Below are 15,653 nucleotides of genomic sequence, written 5' to 3' on the forward strand. Positions count from 1 at the left end.
CCGGCCAAACCCAGGCCGAGCTGCGGCCCGCGCCTTGCGAGCGCACGCACCACGGCCCGCGGGCTATCCGACGCGAATTTGAAGACACTCCCTAGGCCGCGCCCGCGTGTTCGTTCTCGTCGCCGGGGGGCAGCAGCTCCGCGGCGAGGGCGGACAGGTCCAGCTCCAGCACCCGGGCCAGCTGCGCCACGGTGAAGAAGGCCGGCATCGAGACCGCCCCGCGCTCGATCTTGCGCAGCGTGTCGAGCGGGACGCCGGACTCCGCCGACACCCATGCCGCACTGCGTCGCCCGCGGGCCTCCCGCAGTGCCTGGCCGAGCACGCGGCCGCGGTCCCGCTGTTCGTCGGTAAGAGGGGTGCGCACCATGCCCACGATTATATGGCCTGCTTTGTTTGGCGGGTATTCTTTGGTGTGTATTCTTTGGTGTGTATTGTTTGGCCAGGATAAGAATCCCAGGAGAGGGGAAGCGGGCATGGTGTCACTCAAGAGCGCGGCCGAGCTGGAGCTGATGCGCGAGGCGGGGACCGTCGTCGCCGCGACGCTGCGCACGGTCGCCGAGGCCGCGCGGCCGGGGGTCACGTTGTGGGAGCTGGACGAGATCGCCGCCCGGGTGATCCGGGAGGCCGGGGCCAAGCCCTCGTTCCTCGGCCAACGGCCGCACCGCGACGTGCCGCCGTTCCCCGGCGTGCTGTGCCTGTCCGTCGACGACGTCGTGGTACACGGGGTCCCGAACCGCCACGTGCTGCGGTCCGGCCAGTTGCTGTCCATCGACGCCGGGGCCGTCGTGGGCGGCTACCACGCGGACGCCGCGACCACCGTCGCGGTCGGGTCGGCCGATGCCGCGGGCGAGCGGTTGTGCGAGGCCACGCGGGCCGCACTCGACGCCGCCGTGGCCGCGATGGTGCCGGGCGGCAGGCTGGGCGACCTGGGGTACGCCGTACAGGAGGTGGCCGCGGCGTACGGCTACGGCGTGCTCCGGCACCACGGCGGGCACGGCGTCGGCACGGAACTGCACGAGGACCCGCACGTGCCGAACCACGGGCGGCCCGGGCGCGGTTTCCGGCTCCGGGAGGGCCTGGTGCTGGCGTTGGAGCCGATGTTCCTGGAGGGCGGCGGCGACGCGTACCGCCTGCTGCCGGACGGCTGGTCGCTCGCCACCGCCGACGGCTCGCGGGCCGCGCACTTCGAGCACACGGTGGCCGTCACCGCGGACGGGCCGTTGGTGCTGACCGCATGAATTCCGCGAAGGGATGCGCCGGCCGGCGGGACCGGGGGCCCACCGACCCGCGCATCGGCGTCACATGCCGCGGCCGCCGGTCACCTCGACGACCGTGCCGGTGATGTAGCTGGCCAGGTCCGACGCGAGGAAGAGCACCGCGTTCGCCACCTCGACCGGCTCGCCCGCGCGTTGCAGGGGGACCTCACGCTCCTTGGCGTCCCAGATGTCCTGCCGCATCGCCTCGGTCATCGCGGTGCGGATGAGGCCCGGCTGCACGGCGTTGACACGTACCCCGAGGTGCGCGAGCTCCTTGGCGGCGGCCTTGGTCAGGCCGACGATCCCGGCCTTCGCGGCGCTGTAGTTGGTCTGCCCGGGCAGGCCGATCTTGCCGGACAGCGACGAGATGTTGACGATCGCGCCGCGGCCCTGCTCGCGCATCACCAGCGACGCCGCGCGCGTGCCCAGCCAGGTGCCCTTGAGGTGTACGTCGATCACCATGTCGAAGTCGTCGATCGTCATCTTGCGCAGTGTCGCGTCGCGCGTCACGCCGGCGTTGTTGACGAAGATGTCGAGGGCGCCGTACGTCTCGACGCACGTGCGCACCAGGGCGTCCACCTGCTCGGGCACCGTCACGTCGCAGGCCACCCCGACCGCGCTGCCGCCCTGGGCGACGAGGCCTTCGGCGGCGGCCCGCGCCGCGTCGCCGTCGCGGTCGCCGAGCACGACCCGCGCGCCGTTCGCGCAGAAGACCCGGGCGATCTCCAGGCCGATTCCCTGCGCCGCCCCCGTGACCACCGCACCGCGTCCTTCGAGCATGGCCGTCCTCCCGTTGTGCCGGCGACCTGTCGTCGCGGCGTGCGAACCAGCGGACTTGCGGGTTCAGACTACTGATGCCTTGTCAGGTGAAGGCGGGTGGCGCATAGTGCATGATCGAGTCAAGTATTTGAGGAGTCGCCATGCCCACGTATGGACCCGAGACCACCACCGACGAGGTCATCGCCGGAATCGACCTCGCCGGACGGACGGCCGTCGTCACCGGCGCGACCTCCGGCCTCGGGCTGGAGACCGCCCGGGTGTTGGCCGGCGCCGGCGCACACGTCGTGCTGACCGCACGCGACGAGGCCAAGGGCGCCGAGGCCGTCGCCGCCGTCGCGGGACCGGGCCGGTCGGTGGAGGCGGGCGTACTCGACCTGACGTCCCTGGCTTCGGTACGCGCCTTCGCCGCCTGGCTGCTCGACCGCCACGAGCGCGTCGACCTGCTCGTCAACAACGCGGGCGTGATGGCGACGCCGATGGGGCGTACCGCGGACGGCTTCGAGCTGCAGTTCGGGACGAACCACCTCGGGCACTTCCTGCTGACCAACCTGCTCGTGCCCGCACTCGTGCGCGGCGCACCCGCACGCGTCGTCAACCTCAGCTCCGGCGGCCACGTGGCGAGCGACATCCTGTGGGACGACCCGAACTTCGAGACCACCGAGTACCACCCCTGGAAGGCCTACGGCCAGTCCAAGACCGCCAACGTGCTCTTCACCGTCGAGCTGGACCGCAGGCTCGCACCGCGCGGCGTACGCTCCTACGCCGTCCACCCGGGCATGATCCGCACCAACCTCGGCCGCTACATGAGCAGGGAGCAGGGCGCGTCCCTGCAATCGAAGGTCACACGCGCCGACATGCCCGCCATGAAGTCCGTCCCGGCCGGCGCCGCGACCCAGGTGTGGGCCGCGACCGCGCCCGAACTCGCGGACCAGGGCGGCGTCTACACCGAGGACTGCGGCATCAGCACCAAGCACGCCGCGTGGGCGCGCGACCCCGAGTCCGCGGTGCGGCTGTGGACCCTGTCGGAGGAACTGGTCGGCGAGAAGTTCCCGCTGGACTGACGCGCGGGCGGCGCTGCGCGCCCCGACGACACGCCGGCGGACCCGCAACGGCCGCCGCCGCAAAGAGAGATGGGCCCGCAGACGGGGGGAATGTCTGCGGGCCCACCCCATGCCGGCGACGCGCTGGGGGGAGGTGCGCGCCTGCCGGTTCGCCCGCTGATCGGCAGAGCCGGCAGCGGGGGCTCGGCCCCGGGCGTGGTCTGCCCGGGTTCGGAGATCCTACGCACCCACGATGCCCGACGGGTGTGTCCTGCCGCTGGCGGACCGGTGTTTTCGGGCCGTGCGGACTCATCCGGACCGGCCATGGCGGGCTGGTCTGGCGTGCGTACGACGGACTGCGCGACACATCCGCGCAATCCGGCCACTGGCCGGATATGCGGGCGTACCGTCGGACCGCATTCCACTTCGCGTCGAGGGTCGGCTCGTTAGCCATCAGCCGGCCGGTCCGGTGGCAACGGCCTGCCAATTCTGGACCAGTCGACGGATTGGCCCAGGCCACCGGGCCACGATTGGCCCTTTGATCTTGGTTGCGGCAGGCCAAGACTGGGGTCGACCGAGGGCGGGAGCGGACCGATCCGAAGCATCAGCCCGCCGCCCGGCCGGGAGATGTGTGTGCGGCCTGCGCCGCGTACCGCGTCCACGACCGCGCCCCCGCGAAGTCCTCGGTCGACGTGGTGGGGAGGTAGGGAAAGTGGAGTACGCAACAGCCGGTCTGCTCATAGCTTTTCTGGTCGTCGTGGTGGTCCTGGGCCCGCTCTTCGGTGCGGACTCGCGGGACGGCCGCGACTGGCGGCCGACCGGTCCGCGGCCGGAGCGCAAGCGGGTCGGCGTGGTCGAACGGGCCCGCCGCCAGGTGGCTCTTTGGGACGCCTACCTGGCAGCCAATCAGCCGTGGCGCGAGGAGGGGCCGCTGCGCTGGCGCCGGATCGGCGACGAATGGCGGCTGGAAGGCGACACACCGCCTGAACTGCCGGATGGGGCACAGCACAAGGGCGACACCGGACCCGTCGCCGGGTCCGCATCCGAAGCCGCCGACAAGACCGACAAGACCGACAAGACCCACGGGACCGGCGTGATCGACGAGCCCGCCCGGATCGGCGACATCGACGGCGACCTCGACGAAGGCCGCGGTCTGCGCGTCGGGCCGCCGCACGACGGGGCCTGACCCGCAGGCCCGATCGACCAGGCGGTCGACCAGGTCCACCCGATCAGGTCCACCCGATCACGTGTCGATCCACGGCGCCGGGTGCCGGCCGCCCCGCGGTTCCCGGTTCCGATCCACGGATCCGACCCGTAGGTCCGGAACCACCGGTCCCCGTCCGTCGTTTCCCCTACTCCTGCCCGGTGACTGCCGGCCGGCCTCCAACCCCTGTCGGCCGCTGGTCACCGGGCAGGTCCTTGTCCGGGCCGCCACCCCGGAGGCGGACCCGCGACCGCGGTCGAGCCGCCCCGGAACCGACTCGCGAGGGCACGCCTCGCCGCCATCTGCGGACCGTGCGAAACCGGCGCAATCGCCCACCTGCACGCAACGCGGCCGTCGTTCGGGTGATGTCCGCGCCCCGCGCTCTCCCGGACGCGGCCGCACAGCGCTAGCATCCGCGCGTACGACCGACCGGGCACACCGTGAGCTGCGACGCCGTCCGGTTCCGGACGCAGCCCACGGGGGGTCCCCAACACCATGGTCGAACGGGTTCGCAAGCGGGCCGCGCTCCTCGCCGCCGCGCTGCTGCTGACCGCCGCGCCTGCCGCCGCGGCGTCCTGGACGCCGCCCGACGCCCGCCCGGCCCCCGCCGCCGACGCCCGGCCGGCCCTCCTGCCCGCCGCCCCGAACACCGAACAGACCGTCGAGGTCACGCAGTCCGGCTACACCAGCATCACGGTGCCGAACGAGGCGGTCTCGGTTTCCGTGTCGCTGTACGGCGCCGCCGACTCCCTCACCGGCAGGCCCGGCGCACTCACCACCGGCAAGGGTGCCGTGAGCGCGTCCGGGAAGCTGCGCCCGGGGCAGGTCGTCATGGTCGCGGTCGACCAGGTGTCCACCACGTTCTGGGGCAGCTCGACCGAACCCTGGTTGTCCGCGGCCGCCGGCGCCACGCTCGCCACCTACCCGCCCGACACCCAGGTGTTCCCCGACGCGTCGACGCAGGCCGGCGCCAACGCCGGCGCCGCCCGGGCGGTCCTCGTGTTCACCGTCCCCGCCGGGGACATCGACGAACTCCCCACCAGCGTCGACTTCGGCCCGGTCGCGGTGCCCGGCACCGCCATCCGCAACATCCCCTTCAGCAGCAGCGGCGGCGCACCCCTCAGCCTGACCTCGATCGTGGCCACGCCGCCCTTCGCGGTGGAGAACACCGGAACGAGCTGCGCGGCCAACACCCAGGTGCCGGCCGGCGGGCGGTGCAGCATCGCGGTGCAGGCGGCTGTGACCGCGCGGGGTCCGGTCACCGGGACGCTGACGATCACCGGCAACATGCCCGGCGGCAGCCGTACCGTCACGTTGACCTCGAGCGGCATGACGATCCCCGGTCCGCCCGGCACGTTGACCGCGGCGCCCGGCGACGCGGAGGCCGTGCTCTCGTGGATGCCCCCGGCAGACGACGGCGGCAGCCCGCTGACGGGTTATCAGATCTACCGCGCGGGCGGCGCGCAGCCGGCCCCGGCGCTGGTCACGACGGTCAGTGCGGCGACACTCCTGTACACCGACAAGGGGCTGACGCTGGACACCGCCTACACCTACCAGGTGCGCGCGGTGAACGCGGTCGGCAACTCGGAGGCGAGCGCCGGAGCGTTGGTGACACCGGTGAAGGGGCTCGCGGTGACCACCAGCGTCCTGCCGCCCGCGGTCGTCGGACAGCCGTACACGGCGACGCTGCAGGCCGAAGGCGGCACCCAGCCGTACCGCTGGTCCGCCGACGCGCTCCCGCCCGGGTTCACCCTCGACCCGCTGACCGGGAAGCTCAGCGGAACCGCCGCCGATCCCGGTGACCACACCGTCACGATCCGCGTCGCCGACACCTCCACTCCCGCGCGCGAGGCCGAGGGGCAGTTGGCCCTGTCCGTGCAGCCGGCGCCGCCGAGCGAGCCGTCCCCGTCCGCCGCGAGCACGCCGAACGCGCAGGCCGCCCGCACCCCGAGCGCGGCAGGCGGCGGCTCGGACGGCCCCGGACTCGCGGTGTGGGCCTGGGCGCTGCTCGGCGCCGCGGGGCTGGTCGGCGCGGGGGTGGCGGTGAAGCGCCTGCGCGCCCGGCGCTGAACGGCGCGACCGCGGCCGGCCTCACGACGTACCGCCCGCCGAGGTCGCCTGCCGAGCTTGCGCGTGGAGGCCGCCCCCGCGGCGGCCCGACCGGCCCGCGGGCGACGCCGCGGCCGTCCGCGGGGCGGGGCGTCGGGGAGAAGCGGGGCTCGGGCGTACTAGGGTCTACTGTTCGCCCCACCCTGCACGAGGAGCCAGCCCGATGCCCCTGCCCCCTCCCGGGCAGCAACCGCACGGCGTCGTCCGCGACGCCGACGGTCCCGTAGCCTCCGCCGACTCCGCCGCGCCGGAGGCCTCCGCCGCCCTGCCGGAGGCGTCGGCCGCGCTCGACGCCAAGCAGCGCGAGATCGCGGCCGAACAGCACCACATCGACCGCGCGTACGTCCGTTTGGAGGCCATGCGCGGCGAAGCGCGCGCACTCGTGCGCGAGGGCTACAAGCAGGCCCAGGTCGGCACGGTGGGCTCGCTGGTCGAGCGCGACACGATGGTCTTCCGGGCCGAACTGTGGGCCCGCACCCTCGACGCCGCCGACGACGGACTCGTCTTCGGCCGCCTCGACCGCAACGACGCCGAGGTGTGGCACATCGGCCGTATCGGGGTGCGCGACGAGCACAGCGAGATCCTCGTCGTCGACTGGCGGGCACCGGCCGCCGAGGCGTTCTACCAGGCCACGCCCGAGGACCCGCGCGGCGTCGTACGCCGCCGCGTGCTGCACTGCCGCGGCCACAAACTCGTCGACATCGAGGACGACCTCCTCGACCCCGACGCCGCACCGGACGACCTGGTCGTGGTCGGCGACGGCGCCTTCCTGGCGGCCCTCAGCCGGACGCGCGACGGCAGCATGCGCGACATCGTCGCGACCATCCAGCAGGAGCAGGACGACGCGATCCGGGCACCCGCAGACGGCTCGGTGATCGTGCGCGGCGGACCCGGCACCGGCAAGACCGCGGTCGCCCTGCACCGGGTGGCGTACCTGCTGTTCCGGCACCGGCAGCGCTTCGGGTCGCGCGGCGTGCTCGTGGTCGGGCCCAACCCGCGCTTCACCGCGTACATCGAACGCGTGCTGCCGTCGCTCGGCGAGGGCGGCGCGGTCCTGCACTCGCTCGGCGACATGGTGGACGGCATCACCGCCGCCTACCACGACACCGCCGCCGTGGCCCGGCTCAAGGGCTCGACCGGCATGCTGCCGGTGCTGCGGCGCGCGGTCGACGCGACGCCGCCCGGTGCGCCGCACGAACTGCGCGTGCGGCACCGCGGCACCGAAGTCGTCCTCGACACGGCCGCACTGCGGCGTATCCGCCGCGACCTGCTGCACCGGGCCCGCCGCGGGCCGAACGGCCAGCGCGTGCAGGCCGCGAAGACCGTGCTCGCCGAACTGTGGTCGCGGCTCGCGTCCCGGGGCGCGGCCCGTGGCGAGAAGGACGCGTTCCTCGAAGACGTCGCGGCGCGCGACGAGTTCGCGGTCTTCCTCAACACCTGGTGGCCGCTGGTCCGCCCGATCGACGTCCTGCGCGGGCTCGCCGACCCGGCACGTGTCGACCGGGCCGCGCGCGGGCGACTCTCCCGCGACCAGGTGACGCTGCTGGCGAACTCGTGGGAGCACACCGCGCGTACCGGGGAGGTGTCCTTCCTCGACGTCGCGCTGCTCGACGAACTCGACGGCCTGGTGGGCCCGCTGCCGCGGCAGCGCCCTCGCACGCCGGGCATGCCGGAAGAGGACAACCCCTACGTCGTCGACGGGTTCGACATCTTCACCGGGGAGAGCGTGCGGTCGTCGGCGCCGGCCGACGAGATCAGCGAGGTGACGACGTACGCCGACCGCATGGCCCGCTCCGGCCGCGGCCGCCGCGACGAGGACGAAGAGCCCGACGAGTACGCCCATATCGTCGTGGACGAGGCGCAGGACCTGGCCCCGATGCAGTGGCGCATGCTCAAGCGCCGCGGGCGGCACGCGACATGGACCATCGTCGAGGACCCCGCGCAGAGCGCGTGGGAGGACCTGGACGCCTCGGCCGCCGCGATGTCGGACGCGCTGGGCGACCGGCCCCGGCACGAGTTCGAGCTGACCACCAACTACCGGAACACCGCGGAGATCGCGGCCGTCGCGGCTCACGTGCTGCTGCGCGCGGTGCCCGGCGCCAAGCCCTCGCGGGCGGTGCGCACCGGCGGCGAGAAGCCGACGCTGCTGGCCGCGGCGGACGTGCCTTCGGCGGTACGCGCGACCGCGGCCCGGCTGGTGGACGAGGTCGAGGGCACCGTGGGCGTCGTCGCGCCCGTCGGCGAGACCGGCCCGATCCTGGCGGCCCTCGCGGAACTGCCGCCGCGCGTCCAGGTCATGGACGCGCTCGACGCCAAGGGCCTGGAGTTCGACGCCGCCGTCATCGTGGACCCGAAGCGCATCGCCGACCAGTCGCCGAGCGGCCTGCGCACGCTGTACGTGGCCCTGACGCGGGCCACCCGTAGCCTGGTCGTGGTCGCCGGCAGCGGGGACGCGGAGCGCGAGTGGGCCGAGGACCTGATGGGCCTGGCGGCAGCGCCGGTCTCGGAGTAGCCGCGGCCGCTCGATCACAGACAGAAGCCCCGAGGGCCGTCACGCGCGTTGCGTGCGAGGGCTCTCGGGGCCCGGCGTACGAGGCCGACTACTTGAGCTTGGCGGTCAGCTTCGCGCCATCGTCGCGCACGATGATGCACTGGAGAGTGCGGTCGCCGCTCGTCCAGGAGGAGAACTGCGGGTAGTAGAAGCTGAACGTCAGCGCGCTCGCGTTGGACTGCCGGTTGATGATCGGCATGACCTCGTCCTCGCACTTCGACTCGATGGACGCCTCGAAGTCCGGCGACGTGGGGGACGGGCTGTCCGGCAGCGTGACGATCGCGCCGACCTCGCCCATGTGCGGGCCGGAGCACGACTTCTTGCTGATATCGCCGCTGGACGAGGTGTCGATGCATTCGCCCTCTTCGAGGTCGACCGCCTCGACCTCGTCCGTCGACGACGTCGCGCCACCGGTGGGCTTCGACGAGGAACTGGTCGGCCGCTTCGTGCTCGTGGGCAGGTCGCTCGGGTCCGGGATGTCGATGTCCGGGATGTCGATCTTCGGGACGGAGAACGTCGGCATCGGCGGCGGGGTGAGCGACTTGTTGTCGTCGTCGCCGTTGCAAGCGGTCAGCATCGCCATGGCGACGACCCCGGAGGCGGCCACGGCGGTAACACGTATCGCGGACTTACGAGGGGAGCGGAAAGCATGCATAGGGGGACGAAAACCTCTCGTGGTGGAGTGGACCCACCCGAGTCTGGTGCCGTCGGCTACCCCATGTCCGAGGGAGGCAACCCTTGATTTCCGGGAATGCCTGTGAGATGTCACGCGCTCAAGCGGTGTCCGCGAACCGCGAGCCTGCTCCGTGACTACAAGTGCTTTGTATCACAACTTTCCTGACGTTGTATCAATCGTGTAGCAGAAGAAACGCATCTCCTCCGGCACTTGCTCCCGCAGAAGGCAAACCCGCCCCGATGCCCATGCGTTCGAACTCGCATTGAACAACGGGGCGGGTATGAACCGCGTCAGTACCGGGTGCCTTCGGGCGCGGGCAGCGCGTCGAGGTCCGCCAAGTCGGCGGCACTCAGGACGACATCGGACGCCCCGGCGTTGTCGGCGAGGTACTTCGGCGTCTTGGTGCCGGGGATCGGCACGACGTACTCGCCCTGCGCGCGGACCCACGCGAGCGCGACCTGCGCCGGGGTGGCGCCGAGGCGGTCGGCGATGGCGCGTACGGCCGCTACGAGGGCCTGGTTCGCGGCGATCGCGTCGGCCTGGAAGCGCGGCAGCCCGCGGCGCCAGTCGCCCTCGGGCAGGTCGTCCACGGTGGCGAAGTTCCCGGTCAGGAAGCCGCGGCCGAGCGGCGAGAACGGCAGGAACGCGATGCCCTGCGCGTTGCAGTACGGCACCACCTCGGCGAGCGCGTCCCGCGTCCACAGCGAGAGTTCGCTCTGCACCGAGGCGACCGGGTGCACCGCCTGCGCGCGCTTGATCTCCTCGACGCTCACCTCGGACAGCCCGATCCGCCGCGCCTTGCCCGCGGCCACGACCTCGGCGAGCGCACCCCAGGTCTCCTCGACGGGCACCTCGGGGTCGACGCGGTGGAGCTGGTAGAGGTCGACGTGGTCGGTGCCGAGGCGCCGCAGGCTCTCGTCGATCGAGCGGCGCACGTGCTCCGGCTTCCCGTTGAAGCGCATCGCCCGCATGCCGGCCCCGCGCTCGCCCTCGGGCTTGGTCTCCAGGCCGACCTTGGTGGCCAGCACGACCCGGTCGCGGATGCCGGCGAGGCCGCGCCCGACCAACTCCTCGTTGGTGTACGGGCCGTAGACGTCGGCGGTGTCGATCAACGTCACCCCGAGCTCGACCGCCCGGTGCAGAACGCCGATCGACGTCTCGTCGTCACGCCCGGCGGGGTCGTACGCGTGTGTCATGCCCATGCAGCCGAGTCCGATGACGCCGACGACGGGGCCGTCGCTGCCGAGCGTGGTGGTCTTCATGCGGTGCTCCCTGGGATCCGGGTGGGATGCGGTACGCGACCCAGCCTCCCCCTTTGAGCGCACTCGAAGTCAAGCGACACTCGGCGAGGGCGCACTGCAACCACCACGACGGCACAGCCCGGCGGCGGGCGGGCCGGTGTGGGCCGACTACGTGGCGCGTGCCTGCACCGGCGGGCCGCCGACCGCCGCCCGGCACAGGTCGCGAAGCGGGGTCGTCACGGACGCGGGGCGTTCGGTCAGGACCATGTGGCCGCAGCCGGTCTCGACGGTCAGTTCCGCGTGCGCCAGTTCGGCCGCGAGGCGCTTGCTGTGGCCGACGGGCGTGAGCTTGTCGAGGTCACCGACGACGATACGCACCGGGACCGAGGACAACGCGGCCAGTTGGCCGGACTGGTCGTGCGCGGCGAGGGCCGGGAAGTAGCCGCACACCGCCTCGGCCGACGTGTTGTAGATCATCCAGGCGCACGAACGCACCGCCGCCTCGTCCGCGCCCGGGCCGAACAGGCCCCGCCTGACCGCCCGCAGGTGGGCTTTGGTCTGCGGGCCCGGCAGCAGCCGCCGGCCCCGCGCGAACGCCGACGGACGCCGCTCGCCGAAGGCGAAGAACCGCATCCCGGCCCGTCCCCGGAGCCGGTCCCGCAGCGGGAACGGCGGCGCCTGGGGGACGAGGTCGCCGCCCGAGGTGCCGACCAGCAGTACCCCGGCCACGCGTTCGCCGAACAGCTCCGGGTGCGCGGCGGCCAGCGCCATGATGGTCATGCCGCCCATCGAGTGCCCGCCGAGGACGACCGGCCCCGTCGGCGCCGTCGCGTCGAGGATGTCCACCAGGTCCTCGGCCAACTGATCGACGGAGAACGGCCGGGCCAGCCCCGAGCTGGAACGGCCGTGGCCGCGCTGGTCGTACGTCACCACCCGCACGGACGCCCCGGGGTCCTCGGCGAGTGCCCGGGCCGGTGCCGTCCATGCGCCGTGCGTGAGGGTCCAGCCGTGCGCGAGCACGACGGTGACCGCGGCGTCGGACGCGCCGTACTCGACGACGTGCAGGGCCGCGCCGTCGCGGGCCAGGACCACGCGGATGCGGCGTACCGGCGCGGGCGACGCCGGGGTGCGTGCGGCAGGGATCTCGGGCGTGCCGGGAGCGACGGCAACGGCCTTCTCCGCGAGGGGAGTTACGTCCGCCGCACCGCGCGCGGTCTTCGGGACGGGAACGGCCTTCCTCGGCTTGCTCCGGCCCACGGCACGGGCGGCCTTCTTCGCGGGCATCCCGGGCTGCTGCTTCGCGGGCTGCGTCGCCTCGGCGGCCTTCGCGGGCGGCGTGACCTCGTCGGGGGCGGGTGAGCTCACATCGGTCATCTGACGACTCCTGACGGATGAGGGGGCGGAGGCGCGCTAACTGCCGGTCGCGGGGCGGGTGGTGGTCCCGGTCGGGGGAGCGGCCGAGGGCTCGGCGAGTACGGGCTCGGCGGCCCTTGTCTCGGCGGCCTGCGTCTCGGCGGCCTGCGTCTCGGTGGCCTGTGTCCCGGCGGCCTGCGTCGCGGCGGCCTTGGCCCCGGCGGACGTCGACGCCGGAGCGGGGGCGCCCGTCTCCAGGGACGACCGGCCGGAGAACGTGCGAACCAGCGGCTCGATGCCGGCGCCCAGCAGACGCTGTCCGACGTCGATCAGCGTCGCGTCCGGGCCGACGAAGATCCGCGCCCGGTTGCGCTTCACGCCGCGCACGATGATGCGCGCGGCGCGCTCCGGCGAGGTGCGGGCGACCTTGTCGAACTCGTCGGCAAGCGTGTCGACTTCACGGTTGCCCGCGGCCCGTGCGCGGCGCGCGATGTTGGTCTTGACGCCGCCCGGGTGCACCGTCGTGACCCGGACACCGGACCCGGACATGCGCATCTCCTGGCGCAGCGACTCGGTGAAGCCGCGCACCGCGTACTTGGCCGCGCAGTAGGCACTCTGGGTCGGGATGCCCATCAGGCCGAAGACGCTGGAGATGTTGACCAGGTGCGCGTCGCGGGCGCGGCGCAGGTGGGGCAGGAATGCCTTGGTCCCGTGGGCGACTCCCCAGAAGTTGACGCCCATCAGCCACTCGAAGTCGTCCCAGTCCATCTCCTCCACGGAGGCGGTCAGCGCGACACCCGCGTTGTTGACGACGAGGTTGACCGTGCCGAACTGGCCCGCGGTCTCGTCCGCCCATGCCTGCACCGCGTGCCGGTCGGCGACGTCGACCCGGCTCGCCGCCGTTTCGCTCGCGCCGTGGCCGAGTGCGACCGCGGCGGTTTCGCGTACGGCTTCCTCGTCGACGTCGGACAGTGCCAGCCGGGCGCCGTGCCGGGCGAGTTCGTACGCGAGCGCGCGTCCGATACCCGATCCGGCACCCGTGATCGCGGCGACCTTGCCGGCGAACTCCCGCACGTCAGACTCCTTCTGTCGGCGCGGCGACGGACGCCGCGGTCGGCCGGGGCTCGCGTACCTGGTCCCAGCGGCGTGCCCGGTGCCCGGCAGGCGAGAACCTGCGGTTCATCCACATGAACTTCCACACGAAGTCCGGCCAGAGCGTGGTGTTCTTGCCGGTACGCGAGTCCAGGTACCAACTGTCGCAGCCGCCCGTGACCCACACCGTGCCGTCGAGCTTGGCGTGCAACCGTGCGTTGTAGGCGTCCTGCGCGGCGCGCGTCACGTCGAGGTCGGCGATGTCGTGGCGGTCCATCTGGCGGATGGCGTCGACCGCGTACTTGATCTGCGCCTCGATCACCAGCGTCATCGAGGAGTGCCCGAGACCGGAGTTCGGGCCGATGACGAAGAACAGGTTGGGGAATCCCGCGGTCGTGGCGCTCTGATGGGCGGCCATGCCGTCCTTCCACGCGTCGGCGAGCAGCACGCCGTCGCGGCCGGTGATCATGTGCGCCATCGGCATGTCGGTGGCCTGGAACCCGGTGCCCAGGATGATCGCGTCGCAGGGGCGTTCGACACCGTCGGCGGTGACCACCGAGTTCGCCCGGACCTCGGCGATGCGGTCGGTGACCACGTCGACGTTGTCCTGTTCGAGCGAGGGGTAGTAGTCGTTCGAGAGCAGGATGCGCTTGCAGCCGATGGTGAAGTCGGGCGTCAGCTTGGCGCGCAGTTCCTGGTCGCGGACACCCCGCCTCAGGTGCATGCGCGCGATGCCTTCGATGCGCTTGACCATGCCGGGGTGCTTGCCGTTGAAGCCGAGCCAGAAGGTCTCGCGCCCCCAGAACAGGCCCAGCCGCACGGCCTTTTGCAGCGGCGGCACCGCCTTGTAGAGCGCGCGTTCGGTCCCGGTGAGGGCACGGTCGGTGCGCGGCATGATCCACGGCGCGGTGCGCTGGTAGAGGTCGAGGTGCGCGACGCGGGGCTGGATCTGCGGCACGAACTGGATCGCGGACGCGCCCGTGCCGATCACCGCGACACGCTTGCCGCGCAGGTCGTAGCCGTGGTTCCAGCGCGACGAATGGAAGATCTCACCCTCGAACGCGGTGGTGAGCCCCTTGATGTCGGGGTACGAGGGCTCACTGAGCGGACCGCCGCCCGCGAGCAGCACGTTGGCGGTCAGCGGGCCCCGGGACGTCTCCAACTCCCACAGCGATGCCGCGTCGTTCCACCGCGCCGCGCGTACCTCGTGCTCGAACCGCAGGTAGGGGAGCAGCCCGAACTCGCGGGCGCAGCGCCGCAGGTACTCCTGGATCTCGGGTTGCGGCGAGAAGGACCGTGACCACGTCGGGTTCGGCGCGAACGAGAACGAGTAGAGGTTGGACGGGACGTCGCAGCAGGCGCCCGGGTACGTGTTGTCGCGCCACGTCCCCCCGACGTCCGCGCCGCGCTCCAGAATGACGAAGTCCTCGATGCCGTAGCGCAGGAGGCGGGCTCCCGCGCCGAGGCCGGAGAACCCGCCGCCGATGACGGCGACGCGGACGTGCGGGACCGGTGGCTCCGCGGAGGAGCCGTGGGGAGGCTGTGTCGGCAAGGTCTTCTCCGGCGCTCGGTCGGGCCTGGCGTGCGGGCAGCACGACCCTAGGAAGATTACTGAACGGTAGTCAATAGTTTGCGCCGGACCTCCGTACACTGTCCGGCATGCCCGCACCCCGACGCACCCGCCTGACCCCGGATCAGCGGCGAGCGCAGCTGCTGCTCCTGGGCCGTGAACTGCTCGGATCCCGCACGCTGGACGAGCTCTCGATCGACGAACTCGCCGAACGGGCCGGGATCTCGCGCGGCCTCATGTTCCACTACTTCAAGTCGAAGCAGGGCTTCCACCGGGCCGTGGTGGAGGCCGCGTGCGAGGACTTCCTCGCGCACACCGCCCCCGACCCCGCGCTGGAGCCGCTCGCCCGCCTGCACGCCGTGCTGGGCGCTTTCGTCGACTACGTCCTCGACCACCGTGCCACCTACGTCTCCCTGGTCCGCGGCGCCGCGAGCGCCGACGAGACAGTACGCGAACACGTCGAGGCCGCCCGCCGCACCCAGGCGGCACGCATTCTCGCCGGATGCGCGGAGCTGGGCCTCGACGACACACCGCTGCTGCGTACCGCCGCCCGCGCGTGGGTGGTCTTCGCCGAGGAGACCGTGGTGGCCTGGCAGGACCAGGACCCCGCGGAGGACCGCGCCGCCCTGGCCCAGTTCCTCGAGCGCACCCTCGTCGGCGTGCTGAGCTGCGTCGATCCCGCCGCCGACGTGTTGTCCCGGGCCTGAACGGGAACCTTCGCCCCGTCCCGGCAACCAGGCGGACGACGAGCGGCGGGGCCGACGGCCACGTCGGCGGCGAG

General features: G+C 72.6%; 13 protein-coding genes. 6 read left to right on the forward strand and 7 right to left on the reverse strand.

Features of this window, described 5'->3' with window-relative positions; translation table 11 throughout:
- Positions 1-91 precede the first annotated feature (91 nt).
- Positions 92-367, reverse strand: a complete 276-nt coding sequence (locus AB0C36_RS05215) for a helix-turn-helix domain-containing protein (RefSeq protein ID WP_358349464.1) — start codon at positions 365-367, stop codon at positions 92-94.
- A 106-nt stretch (positions 368-473) separates the two neighbouring features.
- On the opposite strand from AB0C36_RS05215, the gene map reads away from it, so the two are divergent.
- Complete coding sequence (gene map, locus AB0C36_RS05220; RefSeq protein WP_358349467.1) at positions 474-1,238, forward strand: type I methionyl aminopeptidase; 765 nt, start codon at positions 474-476, stop codon at positions 1,236-1,238.
- 60 nt (positions 1,239-1,298) lie between these two features.
- Here the strand turns inward: map and fabG are convergent, their stop codons facing one another.
- Entirely contained in the window at positions 1,299-2,036 is a 738-nt protein-coding gene (gene fabG, locus AB0C36_RS05225; RefSeq protein ID WP_358349470.1) for a 3-oxoacyl-ACP reductase FabG, read from the reverse strand.
- 140 nt (positions 2,037-2,176) lie between these two features.
- Here fabG and AB0C36_RS05230 point away from each other — a divergent pair, with 140 nt between their 5' ends.
- The 4 genes from AB0C36_RS05230 (at position 2,177) to AB0C36_RS05245 (ending at position 8,901) form a co-directional block, all read left to right on the forward strand.
- Positions 2,177-3,097 carry an SDR family NAD(P)-dependent oxidoreductase gene (locus AB0C36_RS05230; RefSeq protein WP_358349473.1) on the forward strand — a complete coding sequence of 307 codons (921 nt, stop codon included), beginning with the start codon at positions 2,177-2,179 and terminating at the stop codon, positions 3,095-3,097.
- Between the two features lie 691 nt (positions 3,098-3,788).
- Positions 3,789-4,262: a hypothetical protein gene (locus tag AB0C36_RS05235; RefSeq protein WP_358349476.1), complete on the forward strand. Its 474-nt coding sequence runs from the start codon at positions 3,789-3,791 to the stop codon at positions 4,260-4,262.
- Between the two features lie 513 nt (positions 4,263-4,775).
- Positions 4,776-6,350: a fibronectin type III domain-containing protein gene (locus AB0C36_RS05240; RefSeq protein WP_358349479.1), complete on the forward strand. Its 1,575-nt coding sequence runs from the start codon at positions 4,776-4,778 to the stop codon at positions 6,348-6,350.
- A 202-nt stretch (positions 6,351-6,552) separates the two neighbouring features.
- Complete coding sequence (locus AB0C36_RS05245) at positions 6,553-8,901, forward strand: HelD family protein (RefSeq protein WP_358349482.1); 2,349 nt, start codon at positions 6,553-6,555, stop codon at positions 8,899-8,901.
- A gap of 88 nt (positions 8,902-8,989) precedes the next feature.
- Here the strand turns inward: AB0C36_RS05245 and AB0C36_RS05250 are convergent, their stop codons facing one another.
- From AB0C36_RS05250 to AB0C36_RS05270, 5 genes are all read right to left on the reverse strand, one after another.
- Positions 8,990-9,547, reverse strand: coding sequence for a septum formation family protein (locus tag AB0C36_RS05250; RefSeq protein ID WP_358349485.1), 558 nt, complete (start codon positions 9,545-9,547; stop codon positions 8,990-8,992).
- A 359-nt stretch (positions 9,548-9,906) separates the two neighbouring features.
- Positions 9,907-10,878 carry an aldo/keto reductase gene (locus tag AB0C36_RS05255; RefSeq protein WP_358349488.1) on the reverse strand — a complete coding sequence of 324 codons (972 nt, stop codon included), beginning with the start codon at positions 10,876-10,878 and terminating at the stop codon, positions 9,907-9,909.
- A 147-nt stretch (positions 10,879-11,025) separates the two neighbouring features.
- The gene (locus tag AB0C36_RS05260) at positions 11,026-12,231 is read right to left on the reverse strand and encodes an alpha/beta fold hydrolase (protein ID WP_358349491.1); all 1,206 of its coding nucleotides are present in this window, start codon (positions 12,229-12,231) and stop codon (positions 11,026-11,028) included.
- A gap of 36 nt (positions 12,232-12,267) precedes the next feature.
- Entirely contained in the window at positions 12,268-13,284 is a 1,017-nt protein-coding gene (locus AB0C36_RS05265; protein WP_358349494.1) for an SDR family NAD(P)-dependent oxidoreductase, read from the reverse strand.
- Position 13,285: 1 nt separating this feature from the next.
- A complete protein-coding gene (locus AB0C36_RS05270; protein WP_358349497.1) occupies positions 13,286-14,854 on the reverse strand; it encodes a flavin-containing monooxygenase in 1,569 nt (522 codons plus the stop codon).
- A gap of 107 nt (positions 14,855-14,961) precedes the next feature.
- Here AB0C36_RS05270 and AB0C36_RS05275 point away from each other — a divergent pair, with 107 nt between their 5' ends.
- Positions 14,962-15,579, forward strand: coding sequence for a TetR/AcrR family transcriptional regulator (locus AB0C36_RS05275; RefSeq protein ID WP_358349500.1), 618 nt, complete (start codon positions 14,962-14,964; stop codon positions 15,577-15,579).
- Positions 15,580-15,653: the final 74 nt, after the last annotated feature.

The organism is Streptodolium elevatio, from assembly GCF_040649515.1.
GTDB lineage: Bacteria > Actinomycetota > Actinomycetes > Streptomycetales > Streptomycetaceae > Yinghuangia > Yinghuangia elevatio.